We start from the raw sequence: 22885 nt of genomic DNA on the forward strand, positions 1-22885 counted from the left end.
ACCATGAGCGAAAAAGAAGACGCCCGGGAGTTGAAAGCGGCTAAGGCCGATCGGATGGAAGCCCCCGCATTCTCCTACCAACCCCCGAAACCCAAGCAAGCCACTCCTCCGATGGCCCTCATCGGCTGTGGCGGTATCGCCCGCAACCACCTTGAAGCGTATCGCGAGAATGGATTCCCGATCGCAGTGCTCTGCGATATCAAGATCGAAGCGGCCAATAAATTTCGCGACGAGTTCTTTCCCGAAGCCGAAGTCACTGACAACGCGGATGCCGTACTGACACGCGACGATATCAAAATTGTCGACCTGGCCACACACCCGGATCACCGGCTCGAACATATCCGAAAGGCACTGCAGAACGGCAAACACGTGCTCAGTCAAAAGCCCTTCGTCACGAATATCGATGTCGGTCGTGAACTCGTCGAGCTCGCCAAGCAAGAAAATCTCAAGCTGGCCGTGAACCAAAACGGCCGCTGGGCACCCTACTTCAGTTATTTGCGTGAAGTCGTTAAAGCCGGCTTACTTGGAGAAATTGTAAGCTGCGATATCCACATTGCCTGGGATCACAGTTGGATCCAAGGCACGCGCTTTGAACAGATTCACCATATCGTGCTCTACGACTTTGCCATTCATTGGTTCGACATCGTCCGTTGCGTCTTCGGTGATCGGGAGGCAAAACAGATCTTTTCCCAAATCGAGCGATCCCGTGGTCAGGAGTTGGCACCACCACTCAGTGCTCAAAGTATGATCCAGTTTGACGGTGGTCTGGCCTCACTCGTCTTTCATGCCCACACGAAGTTCAGTCCGGCCGAGAGTACTGTAGTGACCGGCACAAAAGGCACCTTCCGTAGTTCCGGGCCCGTCTGCGGTAACGACAATATTACTCTCACAACCGAGGAAGGCGAAGCGCGTGTCGACCTACAAGGCCAGTGGTTCAACGACGGATTTGCCGGCGCTATGGGCGAACTGCTCTGTGCGATCGAAGAAGACCGCGAACCCTTAAATTCGGCGGCTCATAACCTGAAGAGTCTTGAACTTTGCTTTGCCGCCGTGGCGAGCGCAGATAAAGGCGAACCGGTCAAGCCGGGTGAGGTTCAATCGATCCGTTACTAGCGGTTTGCCTCACGCCCAGGCTTTTCTAGAGAAGACTGATAGGATTTCGAAGATTATTGGGTCCTTTTAAAAGGGAAAACGCGGGAGGACCCGGCCCCGTTGGTCGGATCAAAATTTTGCCGAAACGGCATGAGAATACCGGGTGGCCTTGCGAGGGATTCGCGATGCCACGCGAGGCCTTTCGCAGGTGCTTATACCACTTTGCAAAAGTTTTGATCTTTTAGATAAGCAACTCCGTAGCCTCGACGAAGTTATTACGGAGATGGCGCAGCAAACTCTGTTTCGGGGTCGATGCAGATCGCCCCGGTTCCCAGAACCGAGGCCACAATGATCATTTCTATAAGATGCAAATTTTTTTGAAACGGTATTACAACTCCCACCCGGATCGGTATTTCTTGTGCACCAGCGAGTTGGCGACTTCATGGTCCTTAAACTGCAACGCTTTCGAGTCCCACTCCAATCGCTGATTCGGCACGCGCAGTGCCAGCACCCCAAGCAGAACCATCTCGGTCAAAGCACCGCCATAGTTGAAGTCGGAACAAGCGGGCTGGCCGGTTTTAATCGCTCGTATCCAATCGCTTTCGTGGGTCCCTTTGACTCTCGGGATCGTTTTGGGCGGGCGATTTTTCAAGAAAGCCTGACGTCTGGCTTCGGGAAAAATACGAATATTATGAGCACCATGTGAGCCGTGCAGGATTACCCCTTCATCGCCGATCAACATTGCACCGCTGGCCGGCAGCTCGACATCGTTGGGAATCTCCTTCGGGCGTCCGGGGAGAAGACGACCATCGGTCCAGTTTAGTGTGACGGGGGGCCTGCTCCCACGGGAAGGAAATTCCATCCGTAAAATTGAGGCCCGGGGGAAAGTCTCATTTTTGACCTTATCCTTCCAATGCGTCGTGCTACCTTCCAGCACGGTCGGCGAACCCAATTCCAGAGCATAAAAGGAAGGATCGAGTATATGGCAGCCCATATCGCCAAGCGCTCCTGTACCGAAATCGTAGTACGAGCGCCATTGCATCGGATGGTAGGCCGGGTGGTAGGGCCTTTCTTCAGCAGGTCCGAGCCATAGATCCCAGTCCAAATAATCCGGGACAGGGGGTGTCCCTTCCGGGCGTGGTCCGACGGTAAAAGTCGAGTAGCTTTGCCCGCCGACGGGTCGGTCAGTCCAGGCCCGGATCTCCGTGACGTTGCCAATGACGCCGGCGTCGAGCCATTCTTTCAACAGGCGCATGGATTCGCTGGAGCGTCCCTGATTCCCCATTTGCGTCATGACGCCGGATTTACGGGCAAACTCGGTAACGAGGCGTGCCTCTTTCACGGTGTGCGTGAGTGGTTTTTGACAATAAATATGCAAGCCACGACGCATGGCCTCCATAGCAATAATAGCATGCGTGTGGTCGGGTGTCGCAATGACCACCCCGTCAAGGTCTTCTTCCGCCTCAAACATTTCGCGGTAGTCCGTGTAGAACTTCGCATTCGGATGCTCATCCAGGGTCTTTTGTGAGTACTGTGTATCCACATCACAGAGCGCGGCGATATTCTCTGTACGACTGCAATTTCTAACATTCGGGCGCCCCATTCCACCAACCCCGATACCGGCAATTTTCAGTTGATTGCTAGAAGCATTTTGCCCGAAAAGCGGATGCGTGACAAACTGAGAGGCCAGTGCTCCGGCTGCGGCTTTTGTCATAAAGCTTCGGCGGGACGGATCCGTAATCTTATAATGATTCATGATAGTTCAACTCTACTGAGATAAGTTCAACTTGTCACTGCTTTGTTCCGCAACTTCATCAATTAAATCACGGGCGGGAGTGCTATGAATCCGATTGAATTACGGCTTATTCAGATTGATGTAGTAAAGCCTGTATGCCACGGCGTGCTGCTATAGCTAAAAAACAACTCTGATATGCGGAAAAAAAGAATGGACGGAGGTCTGCCGTAGATGGCGAAGCAATTTTTAAAACCGCAGAGGTCGCGGAGAACTGAAGGAGAGAAAAGGACCCGACTCGGCGAGAACTCAGCGCACTCAGCGGTTACCCTCAGCCGAAGTATGGTCTAGCGTTATGAGAGCAAGGGAAAGAAAGAATGCAGCCTGAGCACCCTTGGGACAGTCGTCACCGTATCGCCATGTTAGGCATATCTAGTCGCAGTGATCAACTTCGTCCGCTCCCGCTCACTGCGTGATCATGCTTCACGATAATGTACCAAATTTTCTCGAATCGGTATATCTGCCAACGCAACAAACTCGGGTGTCGACGGCAACGCCCCCACGTGAAGACGGAACTAGTGTTAAGCACTAACCGGCCTAGCTGTTGCCACCTACGCCTGATCAGGTGGGTGTTTCAACAAGATCCACTTTCTCGAAAAAGTTGAGGTCCTTCAATCGCTTTCGTAATTCAGACTGTAATTCTTCAGGAACTTTTCTCAGGCCTTCAATTGCTATCATTCCTACAAAAACGGGAGGATTCAGGATGGATAGCAGCCTGGCACAGATGCTTTTCTCTTCTCTGCCCTCATTCTCTTTTGTTGCCTTAAATGTGTAGTATCTGATTACCCCTTCGATACCTGGCACATCGAATTCTTCAGCTGTAAAAGGGTTTATGTCTTTATATTGCGTGCCGTCTTTCGGGAACTCTTGCTCAGGGTCGCTATCGCCAACCGAAAGGATAAGCCAGCTTGCTTTCTCGTTCTCTCGGTTTAAGACGAGTGATGCTCGCTCTTCAGATTTGTAGGAAAGCGCATTAGACTCAATCAGCCATTTTCCTGAATCACTAATGATGGTTAGGTCTATTCTTTTCTTTTTCACCTAACAGGCGCACTTCCGACTGCCGCAACCGGCACCGGATTTGAGTTGCTCCGCAATCTTTTTCGAGGTCGGTGTAATGGCCAGACCACCGAGATTGGTGCAGCGAAGTTCGCGTGGCATCTGATGGGCCACCTCATTCATCGAAGCGACCACTTCATCCATCGGGATCAAAGGATCGTATCCGGCCAATGCCATGTTGGCGCAGGACAGTGCATTGGTGGCGGCCATGATGTTCTTACCCAGGCAGGGTGCCTCGACACGATTGGCGACCGGATCACAGACCAGACCGAAAGCGTTTTGCAGGGCCATCGATGCAGCGGCCAGCTGCTGGGCCTGATTTCCCCCTGCCATTTGCGTGATGGCAGCTGCCGCCATGGAAGCGCCCGAGCCGGTTTCGGCCATACAACCACCCTCTTCTGCCGCAAAGGTGGCATCGCGAGCGATAAACACACCGATCAATCCGGCGGCAAACAAAGCTTCACCGATTTCGCGGCGGTTTTTCCCCATGGCGTGTCCCACAGCAAGTACAGCACCGGGCATGGCTCCACAGGAACCGGCAGTTGGTGCCGCCACAATGACACCGAGGGAAGACTTCACCTCCATGATCGCACTGACATAGCGGATAATCTGGTTGTTGATATTTGCGGGAACAAGAGTGCCCGCTTCTTCGGCACGTTGAAAACCGGGTGACTGGGAAGGCAGGACCCGGTCCGCATAGTCCGTCCCGGCAAGGCCTGTCTTTACGGCGGCCTCAAAGACTGAAACGAGATCATCCATCATCGCTCTCAGCTGCTCCTCATCCAATCCGGATCGCTCCGCTTCATAGCGAAGTCCGCAAATACCGAGTGATTGATCGAGCAACGCGGATTGCTCCAACATTTCGCCCGCGCGCTGAAAACTGACCTTCAAACCACGACGGGATAAGACAGGAAGCACCGCCTGGAGTTGACGCACTTGGCGACAACCGGTCTGGGCCTGCAATTTTTCGACGAAAGAATCGTCTAAGGGATCGCGGCTGAAAACATTGAAAATACCACCGCCATTCGCGGCCGGGTGCCAACTCGTGCCTTCAGCAACGGTGTCGAACTCCTCGACCAATACAGCCTCGGGCTCCTTCTCCAACCAAGCCAAAGTGTGATAAAAATCACCGCCCGAAAGAAGCTCAATCCCGTCGATCGCACGGAGCTCGATCATCCCTCCGCCAGTCGAAACGGCATCGAGGCGAAACTCCTGCCCGCTCCCATCGAAGAGCTCGAGACGATAAAAATTCGGATGCGGTGCGTCGTAGGATTCGTAGCGCAGATCGATCTCAATACCGGATTTTTCCAGCGCAGACTCATAGCCCGGAATTCGGGAGTCCTCAGGGGTCCATCCAAGCAATCCGCTGTAAAGGCCAAGATCCGTCCCTTGGTCTTTGTGCGTTGTTACCAGCGAACCATTCGGGTCGTAGCGCACCACGACTTTCTTGATCGGACCGGCCACCAAATCCCGTGCCAGGCGACCGATACGGTTGGCGGCGGCAGAGTGTGAACTACTGGGCCCCCGCATGACGGGGCCCAGCACATCATTGAAAATACTGGGAGGAGAAGACTGCATAATTAGCGCTCCAGCCGGATACGCTCTGTCTTACCGGCCGGTAAAGTAACAGTATGCAATGTTCCATCCAGTTCAAGGGTAATGGTTTGAGTTTCGTCGGAGCGCAATGCGACTTCTGCTGATTCAGAGTCCCACTCCAGGCGCTCGATTTCGATCGCACCGCGGGCGAGTACACCTTCGATGGCCCCCTCGGGCCACTGTTCCGGCAACGCCGGCAGGAGCCGGATCTTGCCCGGCTCTGAGCCCACAAGCATCTGGATGATCAGTGCGGGCTGACCGCCGCTGATGTCCATATTAAAAAGGTGGCGATGGTTGTGCATCGAAGCCAGATTGTTCAGCCAGAAGCGGTTGACCAGGTGGCGCAGGCAAAGGTAGGACAACTCACCGTCTCCCAGAGTGGAAACGACCTGGCCGAGTTGGACGAGCCCGAAGGACATGAAGCCACGGTCCGTGGGATCTTTCCAGTGTTCGGCGAGCTTGAACTCGACGCTCTTGCGGAAACCCTCCTTGAGTTCAGGATCCGCCTCGATCTCCTCAGGCATCATATAGTAAAGCGGATAGAGCTGCGAGGAGTGGCGGTGCTTGTCGTTGTTGCCCAACTTGGGTGTGAGCCACTCTTTGATAATGCCGTCCTCGTTCAACATGTAGGGGGGCATCTTGGCGAGCATGTCCTCCCAAACCGGAATTTTGTCCTCGTTCACACCGAGGACACGGGAGCCCTCAATTAGGTTGTTCAGCACCTCTTTAGCGACGGCCACATCCATGGTGGCGTTAAATGTCGCCTGGGATTTGCTGCCTTCCGGCCAGTTTTCCGGCGACTGCGTGGGCGAGAAGATCCACTTACCGTCAGGACCTTCGTAGAGGTAGTCCTGGAAGAAGAGTGCCACCTTTTCCATGTACGGGATAGCGTGCTCGGCGAGAAATGCCTCGTCACCGGTGTATAGGTAGTAGTCGTAGAAAAAGTGCGCGGCCTTACCGGCACCCGCGACCCACATACCACCGGCAAAGTTCGGATTCATGGCGTTATTGTAGCCATGCGTACTGGTACGGGACGGGAGGACGATACCACGCGCTCCGAAGAAGTGCTTGGCATTCAGCTCCATATCGGGGATCAACGACTCGATGTAGCTGGTATAGGCCGGCGTCAGCTCCGGCATGTTCCCCGGAAGATTGGCTGCGATCGCCGAAGGTACGTTCCCGTTATGGGTGTAGTCGCTGGCCCAGTTCGGCACGTAGGTGCCGCCCCAAATGCCTTGCAGGTTGGGGGGTAGTTTGCCAGTGGAGCAGAGAATGTTGTAACGACCGGCATCAAATTGTTTTTCAATCAAAGCTTTATTGATGTCTTCCCAGGTGGAAATTTCGAGGAGTTCCTCGGTCGTTTTGAGGTGATCCTCTGCGCTGCCGCCGATATCGAGCTTCACCCGATTAAAAATCTCACCGTGGATTTTTGCGTGGCGCTTGAGGAGTTTGTCGTAGTCGGTCGGAACGCTGGTAAGTTTCTCTGCCAGCTGATCAAACTCAGAGACGCCCTTTTCGCGGGGCAGGCGGATGTCGGCGAGAATCAGGATCTCGTCCGCACCTTCAACCGTGAGCGAGCCGTCGGCGTTGGGGCTGGTTTCCCCACCCTTGGCAACCACACGGGCATGACCATTCAGCGACTGGATACTGCCTTCGTAGGCTTTGAGGAAACGAGCGCTGAAAGAAAGTGAATCCTTCGTGGCCGCACTTTTGAGATCGCCGAAATGTTCTTTGAAAGACTCGTCCGAACGCTTTGCGATGTCAGTGTCCTTGTTAAACTCGTCCGTGCGCTCACGAGGTTCCAGCTTGAGGTCAAGACTGAGCGCACCGGGTTTGTCGCCGGTAATGCGGATCACCGCGACACCATCCTCGCGCGAGGCAAAAACCTGGCGGCGGAAGGTGCCGGCGTCATCAGTCCACTGCACCGTTGCCTCGGCGGTGGTAAAATCGACGGTGCGGGAATAATCACGCACCTCACCCTGCGCTTCGCGCTTAATCGTCAGGTCAAAAGCGGGCACATAAAAGTCGGGATACATGAAGCCTTCCTGACCGGTATTCTCAAACTGAAGCCTTTCGGCCTCCTTGTATTTCCCTTGCGCGATGAGTTCGCGAATTTTGGGCAGGTCAGCGGACTGATCGACGGGGACAGTCGGCTCCCCCATCGGCATGAACAGTTCCTCGTGGGTGAAAATAATGCGCTCCATGTTCGGGCGGCTGTAGGCGTTCAGGCCGAGCGTACCATTACCGGTAATAAGACCTTCCTCCCAGTTCTCTGCGGGTTGTGAGCTGATGAACCCACGTTCCGGAACGGGCAACTTCCCGTTTGTACCAACCGAGGTCATGTTTGAAGTGCAGGAAATGGATGATATCAGTGCGCTTAGCACTACCGACGGGACTATTAATTTACGCATAGGCGCGCAGTAAATGTCCTCGCTTAACATGCGCAAGCGAAGAAGGCCACTATTTCTCCGAAAATGTATTTGAGCGGCTCGGAGCAATGCTGGATAGTCAACGTTTTGCCGCATGAATTATGCGCACAGAAACCAACTGAATCTACAAATTAGAAATCACGATGCCGTCGATCCTAAGATCCAACCAGCGCACAGCGATCTGTGCTCTTCTTGTCTTTTCTCTCAACCTGTCTGCCGCGCTTCTGCCGGTTGACCTACAATGCGAGGGACACAGCGATCCGCTGGCCGCGCCATCCGAACCTCGCTTGAGTTGGCGCTTGAGCGCGACAGAGGGTGAACGCGGACAAATTCAGACCGCGTGGCAAATTCTGGTAGCGAGTCGGCCCGAACTGCTCGAGGTCGAGAAAGCGGACCTGTGGGATTCCGGAAAAACAAAGACGGACCGTTCCCCCCAGGTAAACTATGCCGGGAAGCCTCTGGAGGCAGGCCAGCGATGCTACTGGAAAGTCCGCACCTGGAATGCCAACGGGCAAGTCTCGAATTGGAGCGAAACCGCGCGGTGGGAAGTCGCGCTGGTCAATCCCTCAGACTGGCAAGGCGCGGTGTGGATTGATGACGGCAAAGACAATCCCACCAAGGATGAAGATTTCTATAAAACGGATCCGGCCCCCCTGATGCGCGAGACCTTTGAGCTCGCCAAACCAATTGTCCGTGCCCGCCTCCACGTTGCCGGACTGGGCCTTTGCTACCCCAGCCTGAACGGCGAGCGCCTGGTCGACCAGGTTTTCGACCCTCAATGGACCAATTTTGACGAGCGCATCCTTTACCGTACCCACGACGTCACCGCGCTGCTTCAAGAAGGCGCCAACTCCCTCGGACTGGCTCTGGGCAATGGTTGGTACAATCCCCTGCCCATGCGTATGTGGGGTCGCCGCAACCTACGGGAAGCACTACCGGTCGGTCGGCCGCGCGCAATCGCCTGCCTGATTGTCGAACACAGCGACGGCAGTAAGACCACCATCACCACAGGTCCCGACTGGACCACCAAGGAAGGCCCTACCCTCAAAAACAGCATTTATCTCGGAGAAGTCCACGATGCCCGCATGGCCATAGCCGACTGGGATACCCCGGACTACGATGCGTCCGCCTGGAAACCCGTCCGGGTCCGCGATGATTACCCGCTTGAGCCACTGCAACCTTTGATCGCTCCCCCGGTTCGCCTGAGCGAACCGTTTACCTCTGAACGGGTCAGTTCTCCAAGCGAAGGCGTTTACATCGTCGATTTTGGGCGTAATTTCACCGGCCTGCCGGATATGCATTTTGATGTGCCCGCAGGCACGGAGATCACCCTCCGCTTCGGCGAATTGCTCCATAAGGACGGCACACTCAATCCCATGAGCAGTGTCTGCGGCCAAATCAAGCGCAACGTGGAACTGGAAGACGGCACCGTGCAGTCGATCGGCGGGCCCGGCGCACCCGAGATTGCCTGGCAGCAGGACATCTATATCGCCAAAGGCGGTGGCGAGCGCTACCGCCCCGACTTCACCTTTCACGGGTTCCGCTACATGGAAATCACCGGCCTACCCTACGAGCCGAAGCCGGAAGATTTTATGGGCTTGTACATGCGCAGCGACCTAGAGACCAAAGGCCAATTCGCATCCTCAAACGAATTGCTGAACGAAATTCAGAAAGTCACGCTGAACAGCTTTATCACCAATGTGGTCACGGTACAGTCGGACTGCCCGCACCGCGAGCGCTTCGCCTACGGTGGCGACATCGTCGCCACCAGCGAAGCATTCCTCATGAATTACGACATGGCAGGCTTCTATGCCAAGACTGTGCGCGACTGGACGGATGCCGCACTCCCCGATGGTCGACTGACCGATACAGCACCTTTCGTTGGCGTGGATTACTGCGGTGTGGGTTGGGCCATGGTGCACCCGCTATTACTCGAACAACTCCACCAGCACTACGGAGCCCGGCTGTTGATTGAGGAAAACCTTCCCGCCGCCATCCGCTGGCTCGATGCCGAAGCCGACCGTCGGAAGAACGACCTGGTCGTGACCGGACTGGGCGACCACGAAGCCATCGGCCCGCGCGCGGCTGGCCCCGAACTGACCACTCCTAAGTTTGTACATTCCGCACGCCGCATCGCGCGTTTGGCCGAAGTCGTCGGCTGGAGTGAAGCGGCCAAACGGGCGACCCGCTATGCGGAGGAGTCTTCAACCGCATGGGAAGCAAGCTATCTTGACCGCAATACCGGTCGAGTCGGCACAGGCACCCAATCCGCCCAGACCTTTGCCCTTGGATTTGCGGATACCACCGAACGCACCCAGGAGCAGATTTTCGAATATTTGCTCCGTGATCTGACGGCACCGGAAGACGCCCCCCGCCTCACTACCGGCATCTACGGCACACGTATTCTCCTGGAGCAACTCTCGAAGCGCGGCCGCAGCGATCTGGCCTATGATCTGGCCGCCAGAGAGTCCTACCCTTCCTGGGGACATATGCTGAACAACGGAGCCACCACACTATGGGAAAACTGGGAAGGCAGTGAGGGTAATTTCTCCAACAACCACCCGATGTTCGGCTCCGTTTCGGCCTGGTTCTTCCGTTGGCTGGGCGGCATTCAGGCCGCAGAAGATGCCGTGGGCTTTGATCGCATTTACATTCGTCCGCAGGTCGTGCCGGAACTGGAATGGGTTAACAGCTCCCACGAGTCGATCCGGGGACTCATCGTATCCAACTGGACAGCCAATTCGAAAGGTTCCGAACACGAGATCGTCATTCCGCAGAATACAATTGCCATCATTGAGCTTCCAGCAGCTCCGGATGCTCAGGTCACTGAAAGCGGCCTGCCGATCCATCAAGCCGAAGGGCTTAAAGTCTTACCCAGAGAATCGTTGAACACCCTCCGCATCAAAGCTTTGAGCGGACATTATCAATTCAAGGTAACTGAATAAAAGCTGGACGCCTTATTCCTGCCCCGCCGTAAGAACAACGCTGGCGTGGATACCCAAACCGCGGCCGCAATCAGTCAAACCTTCTCCGGTCGTGGCGGTGATACAGACATCGTCTGTCGCCACGGCCAGTAATCCGGCAATGGATTCCCGCAGAGCGGGCACCTTGGGGTCGATTTTGGGACGGAGGCATTCCAGCACGATAGAGACATGGCTGATTTGCCAGTCTCCGAGATCGGCCAGTGCCACTTTGAGATACGCCTTGCTGTCGGTTATGCCCTCTCGGCACATCCCGTCCGCTACTTTGCCGATAACGGTCTTTCCAGTTACCCCGCTAATGGCATCGGTCAGGGCATGAAGGATCACGTCGGCATCGCTATTGCCATCGAGTGCCGGCGCGTCATCAAAAACCAGACCGCCCAGAACCAGGGGCTTATCCGACTCGCCCTCAACAAAGCGGTGGCTGTCCAGTCCCAGTCCTGTTTTGAATTTCATAATACCTCTTTAGTGGAAGCGACACTCATGTCGCTTTTACCGCAGCCTTGAAAGCGACATGAGTGTCGCTTCCACAATTTTACAGCTCCGGGAAAAAGCGCTTCTTTTCGGCGGCCGCGGTCTCGGGGCCATCCGAAGCGTGAACCACGTTCTTCATCATATCCGTGCCGAGGTCGCCGCGGATTGTGCCGGGAGCCGCTTCTTTGGAGTTCGTCGGCCCAAGCAAATCACGCACCTTGGCGATGACGTTCTCGCCCCGCAGGATCATAGGCATAACCGGACGGCTGCTCATAAACTCCTCGATTTCCGGGAAGAAAGGCTTGTCCGCCACGTGCGCGTAGTGCTCGCGCAGAATGGGCCCATCCAACTGCATGATTTTAGAGGCGACGATTTCAAAGCCTGCCTTTTCAAAACGTGAAATAACTTCACCGGCGACACGTTTTTCCATGCAGTCCGGTTTTAGAATGATAAGTGTTTCTTCCATAAGAGTCTAATAAAGGGGGACTTGAATGGCGGAGTCGTTTCGGGATGACAAGCCCTTTTCATGGGGATTTGGCCCGCAACTCATACGATGATCAAAGGAATCCGTGCTAGTCTTTTTCCTTAACCGTAGAGGCTCCGCATGAGGAGCCAAGTGGGCAGGCGAGGGCCTACAGCGCGAAGTGCAGCAACAGGTGCAACACCACACAGGAGGCAATACCTGCAGCCAGATCGTCGGCCACACAACCGAGCCCGCCGGGCAGATTCTGCAGCCGGCTGATTCCGAAAGGTTTGAGTACGTCAAAAAAGCGGAAGAGAGCAAAGCCTGCCAGGAGGACTGGCCAGCCACCGTGTTGGGCCACCAGCCCGTCATAGCCCCCCATCCCGAAAAAGACCAGCGGCACGGCGACAAATTCATCGAGCACGATCATGCCCGGGTCGCGCATCTGCAAGCGCTTCTCCGCAGCATCGCAAAACGCCACGGCCAGGTATGCCAACATCAGGGCGAGGAGTATAAAACCAAGAAAGGAACTGTGGTGAAAGAGCACCGCGTAAAGTCCCATGCCAGCCACACTGCCCCAGGTTCCGGGGGCTTTTTTCACGCGACCGATCGGGCCCAGAGTGGCTAGGTTCACCACCAGTGGCGTGGACAACATTCGCGTCCAGATCAAGTAGCGGTCAAGGTGCCTCACTTCTCATTCTCTCCGGTAAAGATGGACCAGTATTTTACCATGTATTGCGTGCCGGAAGAAACCGTTAACAGCGTCGCGATGATAAAGAAGACCAATCCGCCCCAGTGCAGCGCATCGCCCACCCAGGCAACAATCAGCCCCTCAAAATCGACATGGATCGCCTCAGCAAGGAGAAGCAAGATGGCCGCCACAATCTGCGAGACCGTCTTGTGCTTGCCCGATTTCTCCGCGGCCAGGACCACCCCAGAACTGGCGGCGACCAGACGAAGGCCCGTGATCAAAAATTCGCGTGTTAGGATAAGTAAGAGCAAGGGCAGCGTCCAGTCGGGCAGAACCCCGGCAGCCAAGAGGGAAATGAAGAGCCCCACCATGAAAACTTTATCCGTAAGCGCATCCATCAGCTTGCCGAAATTCGAAACGATCCCCTGCTTGCGCGCGACGTACCCGTCGGCCCAGTCCGTCAATGCTCCGAGAATGAAGAGGACGAAAGCCAGACTACACGCACCGGTAAACGGCAGGTAGAGCAAACCGACGATACCGAAAAGGATCGGGATGCGCGATAGTGTGAGCAGGTTTGGTAAATTCACGTTAAGTAGCTTGTTGAAGCATATTGTATGCTGCTAGCCAAAAATAGCACGTAAATCGTATTTGGATTAAAGTTGGACATCCAGCCGTTGATGATCTCAATCCCCAACACTATGAAAATCGGAATTTATCCGGGTTCCTTTGATCCCGTAACCAACGGTCACCTCGATGTGATCAACCGTGCGCGCAGCATTTTCGACAAGGTCGTGGTGGCGGTGGCCCGCAACGCCGCCAAGGAACCCATGTTTTCATCGGAAGAGCGTGTCCGCTTGATTGAGGAGAATTTGGTCAACCGGCCGAATATTTCCGTGATCGCCTTCGACGGATTGATCGTGGACCTGGCCCGCGAACTCAATGCTGTCGCTCTCATCCGCGGACTGCGTGCGGTCTCGGACTTCGAGCACGAATTTCAGATGGCGCAAATGAACCGTCACCTCGACGAAAAGATTGAAACCATCTTCCTGGTGCCGAACGAGCGCTACTTCTTCACCAGTTCCAATCTGGTCAAACAGGTCTTCAAATTCACGGACCGCGAGAAGCATTTGATTCCGGAAAACGTCCACGCTGCCCTCTCGGAAAAACTCGGGCACCGCGATTAGATGATGTCCGAGAACAACCCATCGACGCCGAAACAAGGCCGGCGCACGCTCGGAATTGTCTTCCTGACACTCTTTCTCGATCTCGTCGGCTTTTCCATTATTTTCCCCCTCTTTCCGGCGATGCTGGACTACTATCTGCCGAACGGAGCGGGCGACAGCAGTCTGCTCGGGCAAATGGTGGCGCCACTGGCCAACTGGGCCGAACGCAGCGGAGCTGAAGATCCGCGACTCATGACGGCCGTGCTCTTCGGCGGCGTGCTGGGCTCGCTCTACTCCATACTCCAGTTTCTTTGCGCCCCGCTATGGGGCGCCTGGTCCGACCGGGTCGGCCGCCGCAAGGTCCTTCTGATCACGATTAGCGGGCTCGCCTTCAGCTACCTGCTCTGGTGCTTTGCCGCTTCCTTCTGGGTGCTGATTCTTGCACGAGTCATCGGGGGCGCGATGGGCGGCAACCTTTCGGTGGCCACGGCGGCCGTAGCTGACAGCACGACCCGCGAGAAACGCTCAAGCGGTCTCGCGATTATCGGTATCGCTTTCGGCCTCGGCTTCATCACCGGGCCGGGCATCGGGGGGCTCGCAGCCAAGATCGACCTGACGGCGCTTCAGCCAGCCCTGGAAGCCTATGGTATCAATCCTTTTTCCGTGCCGGCGCTGGTCAGCCTGCTGCTGGCTTTAATCAACCTCGGCTGGGTCTGGTCTCGTTTCGAGGAAACGCTTCCGGAGCGATCCGAAGACGCGCCTCCCCCCGAAGCCCGCGGTCTCGCCGCATTTCATATTTTTACCACCGGCGGACCGGAAACGCGGCGCACCAACCTGCTCTACCTCATCTTCATGCTGGCTTTCAGCGGGATGGAATTCACCCTCACCTTCCTCGCGGTGGAACGCTTTGCCTTTTCTCCAGCCCAGAACGGTGGCATGTTCGTTTTCATCGGCTTCATTCTTATTCTGGTGCAGGGTGGGATCGTCCGGCGACTGGCCAGTCCGGTGGGCGAAAAACGACTGGCGCTGGCCGGGCTCTGTTTTGGCGTCGCCGCATTTGTCGCCCTGGCCTTCGCCGCCAAACTGGGGCTTTTCTTCCTCGCACTGGCCGCGCTGGCGTTTGCCATTGGACTGGTGTCACCGACCCTAAGTGCCTTGGTTTCACTCTACACCAGCGAGGCCGAACAAGGCGCCGCGCTGGGTGTCTTTCGTTCAGCCGGCTCACTGGCCCGGGCGATCGGCCCTCTGGTGGCCGCTTTCATCTATTTCGCCTACGGTTCAAAATCGGCCTACCTCCTCGGCGCCGTGGTTGTACTGATTCCCATTATCATGGCCTTGAAACTGCCACAGCCGCGAAAGTCGGTCGAAAAGCACTGAAACCAGCCTGCCCTCAGGCCAGTGTTATGAAATCGACCTTCCACACCTGCTTGGCACTCTTCCTCCTGACCACCACTGCCCTGCATGCCGAATCAGAACGGGCTTCCGCGGGACGGCCCAATATCATCTTCATCATGGCCGACGACCTCGGCTACGAAACCATCGGTGCCTACGGAGGGACGTCCTATCAAACGCCGCACATCGACCGGCTCGCCGAAATGGGCGCACGCTTCGAACACTGCTACGCCCAACCGCTCTGCACCCCGAGTCGGGTAAAATTGATGACGGGCCGATACAACGTCCGCAATTATCGTAAATTCGGCATTCTGCCCCGAAACGAAACCACCTTTGCGCAACTCTTCCGGGAAGCGGGCTACACCACTGCCATCGCTGGCAAGTGGCAGTTGGGCAAGGAACCCGACGCCCCCCGGCACTTCGGCTTCGACGAGGCGCTACTCTGGCAGCACACCATGGGACGCACCCGGGAAAATGGCCGGGATTCGCGCTTCGAGAATCCGCTGCTGGAGCGGAACGGTAACATTCTGGACTACCGGAACGGTGAATACGGGCCCGAATTGCTCACCGATTTTGTTTGTGACTTTATCGCCAATAACAGGGACCGCCCCTTTCTGGTCTATTATCCTATGCTGTTGACCCACTGCCCTTTTATACCGACACCGGATTCAGAAGAATGGGATCCGAAGAGCATGGGGTCTCCCACTTATAAAGGGGACGCCAAATACTTCGGCGACATGGTTCGTTACATGGATAAAATCGTCGGCCGGATCGTGGATGAAGTCGAGCGGCAGGGCTTGAGCGAAAACACCATCATCTTTTTTACTGGCGATAATGGCACGGACCGGCCCGTCGTCTCCATGCTCAATGGACGTAAGGTCGCCTGGGGCAAGGGTAAGACCACGGACGCTGGCACGCGGGTGCCGCTGGTGGTTTACGGACCCGGCACGGTGAAAAGCCAGGTAATCCGCAATCTGGTCGATTTTTCCGACTTCTTTCCCACGCTCTGCGATCTTGCCGGCATTTCAACACCCGAAAGCTTACCCTTGGACGGCCGCAGTTTCCTCCCTCAACTGAACGGACAGGAAGGCCAGCCCCGTGAGCACCTCTACTGCTGGTACAGCTCAAGCGGAAAACCCGAGAAAGCAAAAATCTTCGCCCGCACCCATCGCTACAAGCTCTATCAAAGCGGAGACTTCTTCGACCTCTCGCAGGATGTACTGGAAGAACAACCGCTGCTCGCAAGCCAGCTGACTCCAGAGCAAAAAGAGATCCGTTCCCAATTTCAGACCGTGATCGAGGAAAACAGCAAATTGAGACCCGAATAATGCACTTCTTTCGTGGAACAGCCCTCCCGTCTGTTCCTTATAGCGTTTTGCAAAAGCGGCATGAGCCTCGACAAACCCTGTCCTCTGTCCTCTGTCCTCTGTCCTCTGAAAAAAACCTACTTCACCCCACTGGCCAGAACCGTTTCAAAATTCGGCTCCTGTTCTTCCTTGGCCACCACATCGACCTTGGCCTGACGGAAGCCGGCTGACTTGAGGTATTGATACAGGGTGTTTTCGGAAAAGCCCAGCCAGACATCGGCATAGAGTTCGCGGGCTTTTTCAAACTGGTGCTCGAGCAGATCGAGAATGATCAGTTGCCCCCCGGGCTTGAGGATACGATAGGCTTCCTCGACGGCAGTCTGGGGATGTTGCGCGTGATGCAGGGCCTGGCTGAGCAGCGCCAGATCGACGCTCTTTTCCTTGAGCGGGACCTTCTCGATATCACCGAGCTTATAACTGAGGTTGGTAAATCCGTTCTTCTCCGCCAGTTCACTGCCGAACTCCACCATTCTGGGCGAGTTATCCACGCAGACCACCGACTCGGCGCGATTGGCCAGCAGTTGCGAAATGAGCCCTTCGCCCGCGCCGAGATCGGCGATCTTGATCTTGGGGGTGAGGTGCAGAAGAAAATGTCCGATCGCCTCCCAGCTGCGACCCGGGCAATAGTTCTTACCGAGTCGTCCGGCGACCGAATTAAAATACTGTTCCGACTTCTGCTTACGCTTTTCCAGAATGCGCTTAAGGTTGGCCCGGTCATTGGCCACCTCCTCGGTTTTTTCTACCGAGGCGTAGGCTGCCTTGAGCAGTGCACTGGCGACGGAGTTATTCCCGGCATTCAGAGCATAAAAGGTTTTCTTCCCCTCACGCCGATCCTTCACCAGTTCCCCCTGGCGCAGGAGTCCGAGATGCGAGGAGATTCTGGATTGGCCCATATCCAGGACTTCCTGGAGTTCCGCGACGGATAGCTCTTCGTCCATCAAAAGCGCTAGAATTCGCACGCGTGTCGAATCCGACAAAAGTTTCAGGGTTTCCCAGGAGTCAGCCATATGGTCTGCTAACGATTACCATCCTGAGCGGAAGGGCAAAGTCATTTTTTGCTTGTTCAATATACGGGAGAAAGCACGAAGACCCGAAGACCGTCCGAGTAAGCCAAGAAAAAGCTCGCGCCTTATAGGCTTGGTGTGGATACGGGAAGGTCATGAAGCTCAAGCCCGAAACCAGCGACAAGCTCCCGGAGAAGACGACCACGCCTTTGGGCTTCCTCGTGCTGATCCTGCTCTCCGGCGGCGCCGCGCTGATTTACCAAATTCTCTGGATGCGCCAGCTTGGCCTGGTATTCGGGAATACCGCACAGGCCGCCGCCATGACCCTGGGTCTCTTTTTTCTCGGCTTGGCCTGTGGCAGCAGCTTCTGGGGCTGGCTCTCGCCGCGAATCAAACGTCCACTGCGGACCTATGCCTGGCTTGAACTGGGCATCGGACTGAGCGGGGTCCTCTGCCTGCCTCTCCTTCATCTTTACCGCGAGATCTACCCCGCCCTCTACGGGCAGTTCGCCGACAGCTGGCTTTGGCTGATCAAAGCCCTTCTGGCCCTGGTCATGGTGTTCCCCGGTTCGTTCCTGATGGGCGGCACGATTCCTTTGATGGGAAAATTTCTCGTTCGTGAGCGACTGGCTTTCGGGCGCATCACCGCTTCGATCTATGGGATCAATACTTTGGGCGCGGCCACCGGGGCTTTTGCCGCCGCGTTCATCATACTTCCTAATTTGGGCTTTCGCCTGAGTTGCCTCACTGCCGTCTCCATTTCCGTTCTCGTGGCCCTGCTGGCCCTGAGGCTGGCCCGCAGGGAAAGGATCGCCGCGCCGGACCAATTACCGCCGGTGTCCCCGCAAGCTGAAGCCTCCAAGGCGATCCTTTCGCGCCCCTTCATCTGCCTGCTCGCCTTTTTCTCCGGCTTCAACGTGCTCGCACTGGAAGTGCTCTGGACGCGGATGTTTGCCCTGGTGCACGAGAATTCGGTCTACAGTTTTGCCGCTATCCTTGTGGTGGTGCTTCTGGCTCTGGCGGCTGGCGCCTGGCTGGCCTCGCTCTTGGCCCGCAAATCCCGCGGACCGGTGCCGATTCTGCATTTGCTCTGCGCGCTGAGCGGCCTCTCCGTCTGGATCGTCCCGACCCTGTTCCTGAAACTCACCGACGATCTGCAAATGCTGCCGGAGAAAGGCTCTTTTGTCAGCTATGTCCTTCAACTCTTCGCCACCGCATTCGGGGCGATTGGCCTGCCCTGTTTGCTGCTCGGGGTCTTGTTCCCCTTCCTGATGAAAGCCGAAGAGCGCTTCGCCCAGTCACCGGGAAAGAGCATCGGCCTGCTCGCTGGCATCAACACGACCGGCGCGATCCTTGGCTCTCTGATCTGCGGATTTTTTATGTTGGAAACACTGGGCATGTGGCGGTCCATGCAGGTGCTGGCTGCTGTTTACCTGTTACTTACGCTGCTTCTGCCGGCAGCAGGAAATCTTCTCGCCCAAAGCGTCAAGGTCGCCTCAGCCATCTTACTGCTGCTACTCTTCAACGCATGGAAGCCGGCCGAACTTCCGGTCTCGGCCTTCGACCCCGCCGACGGACCACAGGAGGTGGTAGAACGTTGGGAGGCCAGCGACAGCACGGTCACCGTCGTGCGCAAAGCAAACGGCGAACACGCGATCCGAATCAACTCGAATTACAGCCTCGGCTCCAGTGAGGCTTACATGACACAAATCTTCCAGACCCGCGTGCCCCTGCTCGCCTTCCCAAATACAAAAAGTATTTTTTATCTGGGCATGGGCACCGGCATCACCGCAGGTGAAGCCCTGGATCGTAGAGACTTTCCCCAAGTCGAAAGAATCACTGTTTGTGAATTATCCCCCGAGGTGATCACCGCTGCACGGAAATACTTCGGCGGCAGTCCCGGACGCCCTGACTTGGTCAACGGACTCTTTAAAGACCCGCGGGCAACAGTTCTCGCTGAAGACGGGCGCAACTACCTGATGGCCTCCAAGGAACGCTACGACATGATCAATGCCGATCTCTTCCTACCCTATCGCAGTGGCACCGGTAACCTCTACAGTCTGGAGCATTACCGCACGGCCCGCGAACGACTCAACCCGGGCGGCGTCTACGTCCAGTGGTTGCCGCTGTATCAACTCAGCCAGCAGGAGTTTGGCGTCATTGCCCGAACCATGCTGGAAGCTTTTGAGTATGTCAGCATCTGGCGCAACCACTTCCAGCCCGGCAACGAGGTCGTCGCCTTAATCGGCCATATCGACGAGAAACCAATTCCTTCCAGCAATATTGACACCAGCCAGGAGCAACTAAGGGCTGTACAGGGTGCACGGGCGATCGACCTCCCCCGGGTCGTTCTACCGGTCAACGAACAAACCATTCCGCTCTTTTATGCGGGCAACCTTTCCAACTCCCGCGATCGCTTTGAAATGTATCCCCTCAATACCGACGACCGGCCGATCATCGAGTTCAACGCACCTCGTTCCCTACGCCAACCGCAAGAGGCGGGACGACCTCACTTCGTCGGTAAAAAGTTCGCCGCGTTCATTGATCATATTCTGGCCGACACCCCACCCGCATCTGATCCGCTCTTATCCGACCGGAAAGCCTCGATACGGGAACTCCCGCTGGCCGGTGCCGCCTTCCATCGCGCCTGGATCGCTTTTGCCGATCAGGATATCGAAGCCCTGGAGCATCATTGGAAGGACTTCATCGAACACTGGCTCGCGACGACTCAAAACTAGGCAGGACGGCGCGCTCGGCGAGTCGCGCCCTACCCTCGGGAGGCCCATCGTAAGGCATCGCATGGTAGGCCCGGTTTGCCACACCGTCCGTTCGACCGACAAGCGCTCCCTTTGATAAGCCTTGAACCGGAAAGAGGGAATGTTTAGCGATATCGCTGTGCTTCGGATAAGCCTATTCTCATTTTTTCTCTGCTCGCCATCCCTAATGGCGTCACAGGTCGTAATCGAGTGGCGGCAGGACGTTCCGGAGGACTGTCCCTTTGAAATGTCGAAGGATTTTGCCGGAGTCCGGTTTACCGGAAAGCACAGTGACTACCACGTGGGGGATACCTTTTATCCATCGTGGGCCGGCGATGGAAACCTCTACTCTCCCTGGACGGACGGGGTGACTGATGGAGTCAAGTGCACCTCGGGAGGCGGGATCAGGACCGGGCACAAGACGGGTCATGCGGTCATGATCGGCGACGATCCCACCACCCTCACGATCAAAAACACTTCGCCGCCCAAACAGGCCTTGGCCACTCCGTACCGCGGCCGCTACCCGGCAGGTTCGCTGGTTCACGAGGAAATCTGGTACTACGGCACCTATTGCTTGGGGCCCAGTGCCGCCTACTGGCATGCGGGCCTGCGCTGGAATTGGCCGGTGCTGGGGCCGATGCCGGGCTTTCAAATTTCCTACGATCTGGGCAAAACCTGGGAAGCTTCGCCGCTTTCTCCCTCCCAACCGCTGTTTCCGGAACCGGATCAATTTCTAGGTCCGGTCAAGATGGGCGCGCCCCACTTTGTCGACTACGGCCGCAACATGGAGCACTCACCGGACGGCAAAGCCTACCTGATTGCCATGGGGGCGGAAGAGAATGATCCGATGCCCCGACCCTGTATCCGGCCAACGGAGAACGGCAGCGGTCTGGAAGTCGACAAAGCCTGCAAAGAGACGATCCGTCTGCACCTCCGTCAGGGTGAAGCCGCAGACCCTGTACTGAATGCCCTCTGCAAAGAAGCGCATGCCGAAGCTGAAGGGATGACTTTCAAACACGGTAACCTGAGCTGGATCAGCGCGGATCAGATCTATCTGGCACGCGTCACGCCCTCGCCGGAAACGATCAACGACCTGAACGCCTACGAGTTTTTTGCCGGGCATGACGAGGATGCACGCCCCGTCTGGAGCTCCGACTTTTCCGAGATTCAACCTCTTATCGAATGGAACAACCACATGGGTTGCGTCACCGCTACCTGGGTGCCCGGCTTACAAAAATATCTGATGTGCGTGACCGACGGTTGGCCCACGGTGACCAAGATGACCTCGTATATCCTTGAGGCGGATCAATTAACAGGCCCTTGGAGGATGGTGGCCTACATGAAGGATTTCGGAGAACAAGCCTACTTTCTTAATCTACCCAGTAAGTTTATCAGCGAGAATGGGCGCAGGATGTGGCTTTGTTATTCGGCAAACTTCGCCAACGAAAAAAACGGGCTTCTGGTCGAGCCGATGAAAATCCATCCGCCCGGCGGGCGCTACGGGCTCAGCCTGCACGAGATGGAGCTCATTCCCCGCGAAGAATAAGAACCAAAGGCCTGAATGCCTTGGCCTTTTTCAAAAATTTAGGCATGGTTGGCCGCAATGCGACCCATTTCCATTATAGGCGGAGGTCTCGCGGGGCTCTCTCTCGGGATCGGCCTGCGACGAACCGGCGTGCCGGTAACGCTCACGGAGGCCGGGCAATATCCCCGCCATCGGGTTTGCGGGGAGTTTATTTCCGGTTTGTCGGACCAAACAATCCAGCGTCTGGGACTGGCCCGGGCATTGTCCGAAAGCGTAACTCTTCATCGGTTACAATGGTACGATGCAGAGAGCTTACTTCGGGACGACACTCTGCCCGCGCCGGCAAAAGGCCTTTCCCGGTGGAAACTGGATGAAAGCCTCGCGGATGAATTTACCGAACTGGGCGGCACCTTGCAAACCGACTCCCGCAGCCCGCGGGACGCCTTCAACCCCGGCACGGTCGATTGTGCCGGAAGGCGCCCCCGAAAGGAAAGCAAGTGGATCGGCCTGAAATGCCACTTGCAGGATTTTCAACTATCCGCCGATCTGGAAATGCATATGAGCGCCCAAGGTTACCTGGGGCTGAGTCGCATCGAAAATGGCCGGACCAATCTCTGCGGCCTCTTTCGCAACTGCGGCATCAAACCTCCGGGAAATGGTGCCCCTTTCATCTTTGAATATTTACGGCACTGCGGCTTCCGTAGATTGTTGTCTCGTATCGAATGGGCCACCCCGATCGCAGGCAGCGAATGCTCCGTCGCCGCGCTCAGTTATGCTGCGGAAGCCCCCATAGGAGGAGGTCTTCAGTTGGGAGACGCCCGGGGACTCATTCCGCCTTTTACCGGCAATGGAATGACTCTCGCCTTCGAAAGCGCCGCGCTCGCGCTCGACCCGCTTCGTGCCTTTTCCAGACAAGAGATAAACTGGGAGAGTTGCGCCGATAGCTACACCAAGTCGACCCGGGCACACTTCGGCCGGCGCCTTACCCTAGCCCGCGGCTTGCACCGTTGGCTGGTATCACCTGCTCTTTTTCCACTGACTTCCGCTGCGGCCCGAACACCGCTATTCCCCTTTCAAAGCCTGTTTCGGCTCACGCGCTGACTG

At 56.3% G+C, this 22885-nt stretch carries 17 protein-coding genes; 8 read left to right on the plus strand and 9 right to left on the minus strand.

What is annotated here, in order from left to right:
- The first annotated feature begins 3 nt into the window (after window positions 1-3).
- Window positions 4-1113 carry a Gfo/Idh/MocA family protein gene (locus DDZ13_RS05095; protein ID WP_110130361.1) on the plus strand — a complete coding sequence of 370 codons (1110 nt, stop codon included), beginning with the start codon at window positions 4-6 and terminating at the stop codon, window positions 1111-1113.
- 367 nt (window positions 1114-1480) lie between these two features.
- Here DDZ13_RS05095 and DDZ13_RS05100 read toward each other — a convergent pair whose 3' ends face one another.
- From DDZ13_RS05100 to DDZ13_RS05115, 4 genes are all read right to left on the minus strand, one after another.
- Window positions 1481-2848, minus strand: a complete 1368-nt coding sequence (locus DDZ13_RS05100) for a Gfo/Idh/MocA family protein (RefSeq protein WP_199221052.1) — start codon at window positions 2846-2848, stop codon at window positions 1481-1483.
- 597 nt (window positions 2849-3445) lie between these two features.
- Window positions 3446-3922: a hypothetical protein gene (locus DDZ13_RS05105; protein WP_110130362.1), complete on the minus strand. Its 477-nt coding sequence runs from the start codon at window positions 3920-3922 to the stop codon at window positions 3446-3448.
- On the minus strand, window positions 3923-5518 hold the full coding sequence (locus DDZ13_RS05110; RefSeq protein ID WP_110130363.1) for an L-serine ammonia-lyase, iron-sulfur-dependent, subunit alpha: 1596 nt from the start codon (window positions 5516-5518) through the stop codon (window positions 3923-3925).
- Window positions 5519-5520: 2 nt separating this feature from the next.
- Window positions 5521-7878 carry a glycoside hydrolase family 95 protein gene (locus DDZ13_RS05115; RefSeq protein ID WP_158279798.1) on the minus strand — a complete coding sequence of 786 codons (2358 nt, stop codon included), beginning with the start codon at window positions 7876-7878 and terminating at the stop codon, window positions 5521-5523.
- Window positions 7879-8108: 230 nt separating this feature from the next.
- On the opposite strand from DDZ13_RS05115, the gene DDZ13_RS05120 reads away from it, so the two are divergent.
- Window positions 8109-10910 (plus strand): family 78 glycoside hydrolase catalytic domain, encoded by a 2802-nt coding sequence (locus tag DDZ13_RS05120; RefSeq protein WP_110130365.1) that lies wholly within the window; start codon window positions 8109-8111, stop codon window positions 10908-10910.
- 12 nt (window positions 10911-10922) lie between these two features.
- On the opposite strand, the gene ispF is transcribed toward DDZ13_RS05120, so the two are convergent.
- From ispF to pgsA, 4 genes are all read right to left on the minus strand, one after another.
- Complete coding sequence (gene ispF / locus DDZ13_RS05125) at window positions 10923-11402, minus strand: 2-C-methyl-D-erythritol 2,4-cyclodiphosphate synthase (RefSeq protein WP_110130366.1); 480 nt, start codon at window positions 11400-11402, stop codon at window positions 10923-10925.
- A gap of 79 nt (window positions 11403-11481) precedes the next feature.
- A complete protein-coding gene (gene ndk, locus DDZ13_RS05130) occupies window positions 11482-11886 on the minus strand; it encodes a nucleoside-diphosphate kinase (protein ID WP_110130367.1) in 405 nt (134 codons plus the stop codon).
- Window positions 11887-12052: 166 nt separating this feature from the next.
- Complete coding sequence (locus DDZ13_RS05135) at window positions 12053-12574, minus strand: phosphatidylglycerophosphatase A family protein (RefSeq protein WP_233246083.1); 522 nt, start codon at window positions 12572-12574, stop codon at window positions 12053-12055.
- Window positions 12571-13161 carry a CDP-diacylglycerol--glycerol-3-phosphate 3-phosphatidyltransferase gene (gene pgsA, locus DDZ13_RS05140; RefSeq protein ID WP_110130369.1) on the minus strand — a complete coding sequence of 197 codons (591 nt, stop codon included), beginning with the start codon at window positions 13159-13161 and terminating at the stop codon, window positions 12571-12573. Before pgsA ends, DDZ13_RS05135 begins: the two co-directional genes overlap by 4 nt.
- A gap of 111 nt (window positions 13162-13272) precedes the next feature.
- On the opposite strand from pgsA, the gene coaD reads away from it, so the two are divergent.
- The 3 genes from coaD to DDZ13_RS05155 are packed head-to-tail and all read left to right on the plus strand — an operon-like array spanning window position 13273 to window position 16457.
- Window positions 13273-13758 carry a pantetheine-phosphate adenylyltransferase gene (coaD, locus tag DDZ13_RS05145; protein WP_110130645.1) on the plus strand — a complete coding sequence of 162 codons (486 nt, stop codon included), beginning with the start codon at window positions 13273-13275 and terminating at the stop codon, window positions 13756-13758.
- Window positions 13759-15114, plus strand: a complete 1356-nt coding sequence (locus DDZ13_RS05150; RefSeq protein ID WP_110130370.1) for an MFS transporter — start codon at window positions 13759-13761, stop codon at window positions 15112-15114.
- Window positions 15115-15140: 26 nt separating this feature from the next.
- A complete protein-coding gene (locus DDZ13_RS05155; RefSeq protein ID WP_110130371.1) occupies window positions 15141-16457 on the plus strand; it encodes a sulfatase family protein in 1317 nt (438 codons plus the stop codon).
- A 116-nt stretch (window positions 16458-16573) separates the two neighbouring features.
- Here DDZ13_RS05155 and DDZ13_RS05160 read toward each other — a convergent pair whose 3' ends face one another.
- Window positions 16574-17503 (minus strand): ArsR/SmtB family transcription factor, encoded by a 930-nt coding sequence (locus DDZ13_RS05160; RefSeq protein WP_110130372.1) that lies wholly within the window; start codon window positions 17501-17503, stop codon window positions 16574-16576.
- A gap of 152 nt (window positions 17504-17655) precedes the next feature.
- On the opposite strand from DDZ13_RS05160, the gene DDZ13_RS05165 reads away from it, so the two are divergent.
- The 3 genes from DDZ13_RS05165 to DDZ13_RS05175 all read left to right on the plus strand — a co-directional run bounded on the left by DDZ13_RS05165 (window position 17656) and on the right by DDZ13_RS05175 (window position 22882).
- On the plus strand, window positions 17656-20238 hold the full coding sequence (locus DDZ13_RS05165) for a fused MFS/spermidine synthase (RefSeq protein ID WP_110130373.1): 2583 nt from the start codon (window positions 17656-17658) through the stop codon (window positions 20236-20238).
- Between the two features lie 205 nt (window positions 20239-20443).
- Window positions 20444-21802 (plus strand): hypothetical protein, encoded by a 1359-nt coding sequence (locus tag DDZ13_RS05170; protein WP_110130374.1) that lies wholly within the window; start codon window positions 20444-20446, stop codon window positions 21800-21802.
- A 57-nt stretch (window positions 21803-21859) separates the two neighbouring features.
- A complete protein-coding gene (locus DDZ13_RS05175) occupies window positions 21860-22882 on the plus strand; it encodes an NAD(P)/FAD-dependent oxidoreductase (protein ID WP_110130375.1) in 1023 nt (340 codons plus the stop codon).
- Window positions 22883-22885 lie beyond the last annotated feature (3 nt).

The sequence above is a fragment of the Coraliomargarita sinensis genome (assembly GCF_003185655.1).
In the GTDB taxonomy this organism is placed as follows: Bacteria; Verrucomicrobiota; Verrucomicrobiia; order Opitutales; family Coraliomargaritaceae; genus Coraliomargarita_B; species Coraliomargarita_B sinensis.

Excerpts from the sequence above, each read along its gene's own strand:
- DDZ13_RS05095 (WP_110130361.1), top strand. The coding sequence starts at position 4 with ATGAGCGAAAAAGAAGACGCCCGGGAGTTGAAAGCGGCTAAGGCCGAT.
- DDZ13_RS05100 (WP_199221052.1), bottom strand. The coding sequence starts at position 2,848 with ATGAATCATTATAAGATTACGGATCCGTCCCGCCGAAGCTTTATGACA.
- DDZ13_RS05110 (WP_110130363.1), bottom strand. The coding sequence starts at position 5,518 with ATGCAGTCTTCTCCTCCCAGTATTTTCAATGATGTGCTGGGCCCCGTC.
- DDZ13_RS05115 (WP_158279798.1), bottom strand. The coding sequence starts at position 7,878 with ATGACCTCGGTTGGTACAAACGGGAAGTTGCCCGTTCCGGAACGTGGG.
- DDZ13_RS05120 (WP_110130365.1), top strand. The coding sequence starts at position 8,109 with ATGCCGTCGATCCTAAGATCCAACCAGCGCACAGCGATCTGTGCTCTT.
- ispF (WP_110130366.1), bottom strand. The coding sequence starts at position 11,402 with ATGAAATTCAAAACAGGACTGGGACTGGACAGCCACCGCTTTGTTGAG.
- ndk (WP_110130367.1), bottom strand. The coding sequence starts at position 11,886 with ATGGAAGAAACACTTATCATTCTAAAACCGGACTGCATGGAAAAACGT.
- coaD (WP_110130645.1), top strand. The coding sequence starts at position 13,273 with ATGAAAATCGGAATTTATCCGGGTTCCTTTGATCCCGTAACCAACGGT.
- DDZ13_RS05150 (WP_110130370.1), top strand. The coding sequence starts at position 13,759 with ATGATGTCCGAGAACAACCCATCGACGCCGAAACAAGGCCGGCGCACG.
- DDZ13_RS05155 (WP_110130371.1), top strand. The coding sequence starts at position 15,141 with ATGAAATCGACCTTCCACACCTGCTTGGCACTCTTCCTCCTGACCACC.
- DDZ13_RS05160 (WP_110130372.1), bottom strand. The coding sequence starts at position 17,503 with ATGGCTGACTCCTGGGAAACCCTGAAACTTTTGTCGGATTCGACACGC.
- DDZ13_RS05165 (WP_110130373.1), top strand. The coding sequence starts at position 17,656 with ATGAAGCTCAAGCCCGAAACCAGCGACAAGCTCCCGGAGAAGACGACC.
- DDZ13_RS05170 (WP_110130374.1), top strand. The coding sequence starts at position 20,444 with ATGGCGTCACAGGTCGTAATCGAGTGGCGGCAGGACGTTCCGGAGGAC.
- DDZ13_RS05175 (WP_110130375.1), top strand. The coding sequence starts at position 21,860 with ATGCGACCCATTTCCATTATAGGCGGAGGTCTCGCGGGGCTCTCTCTC.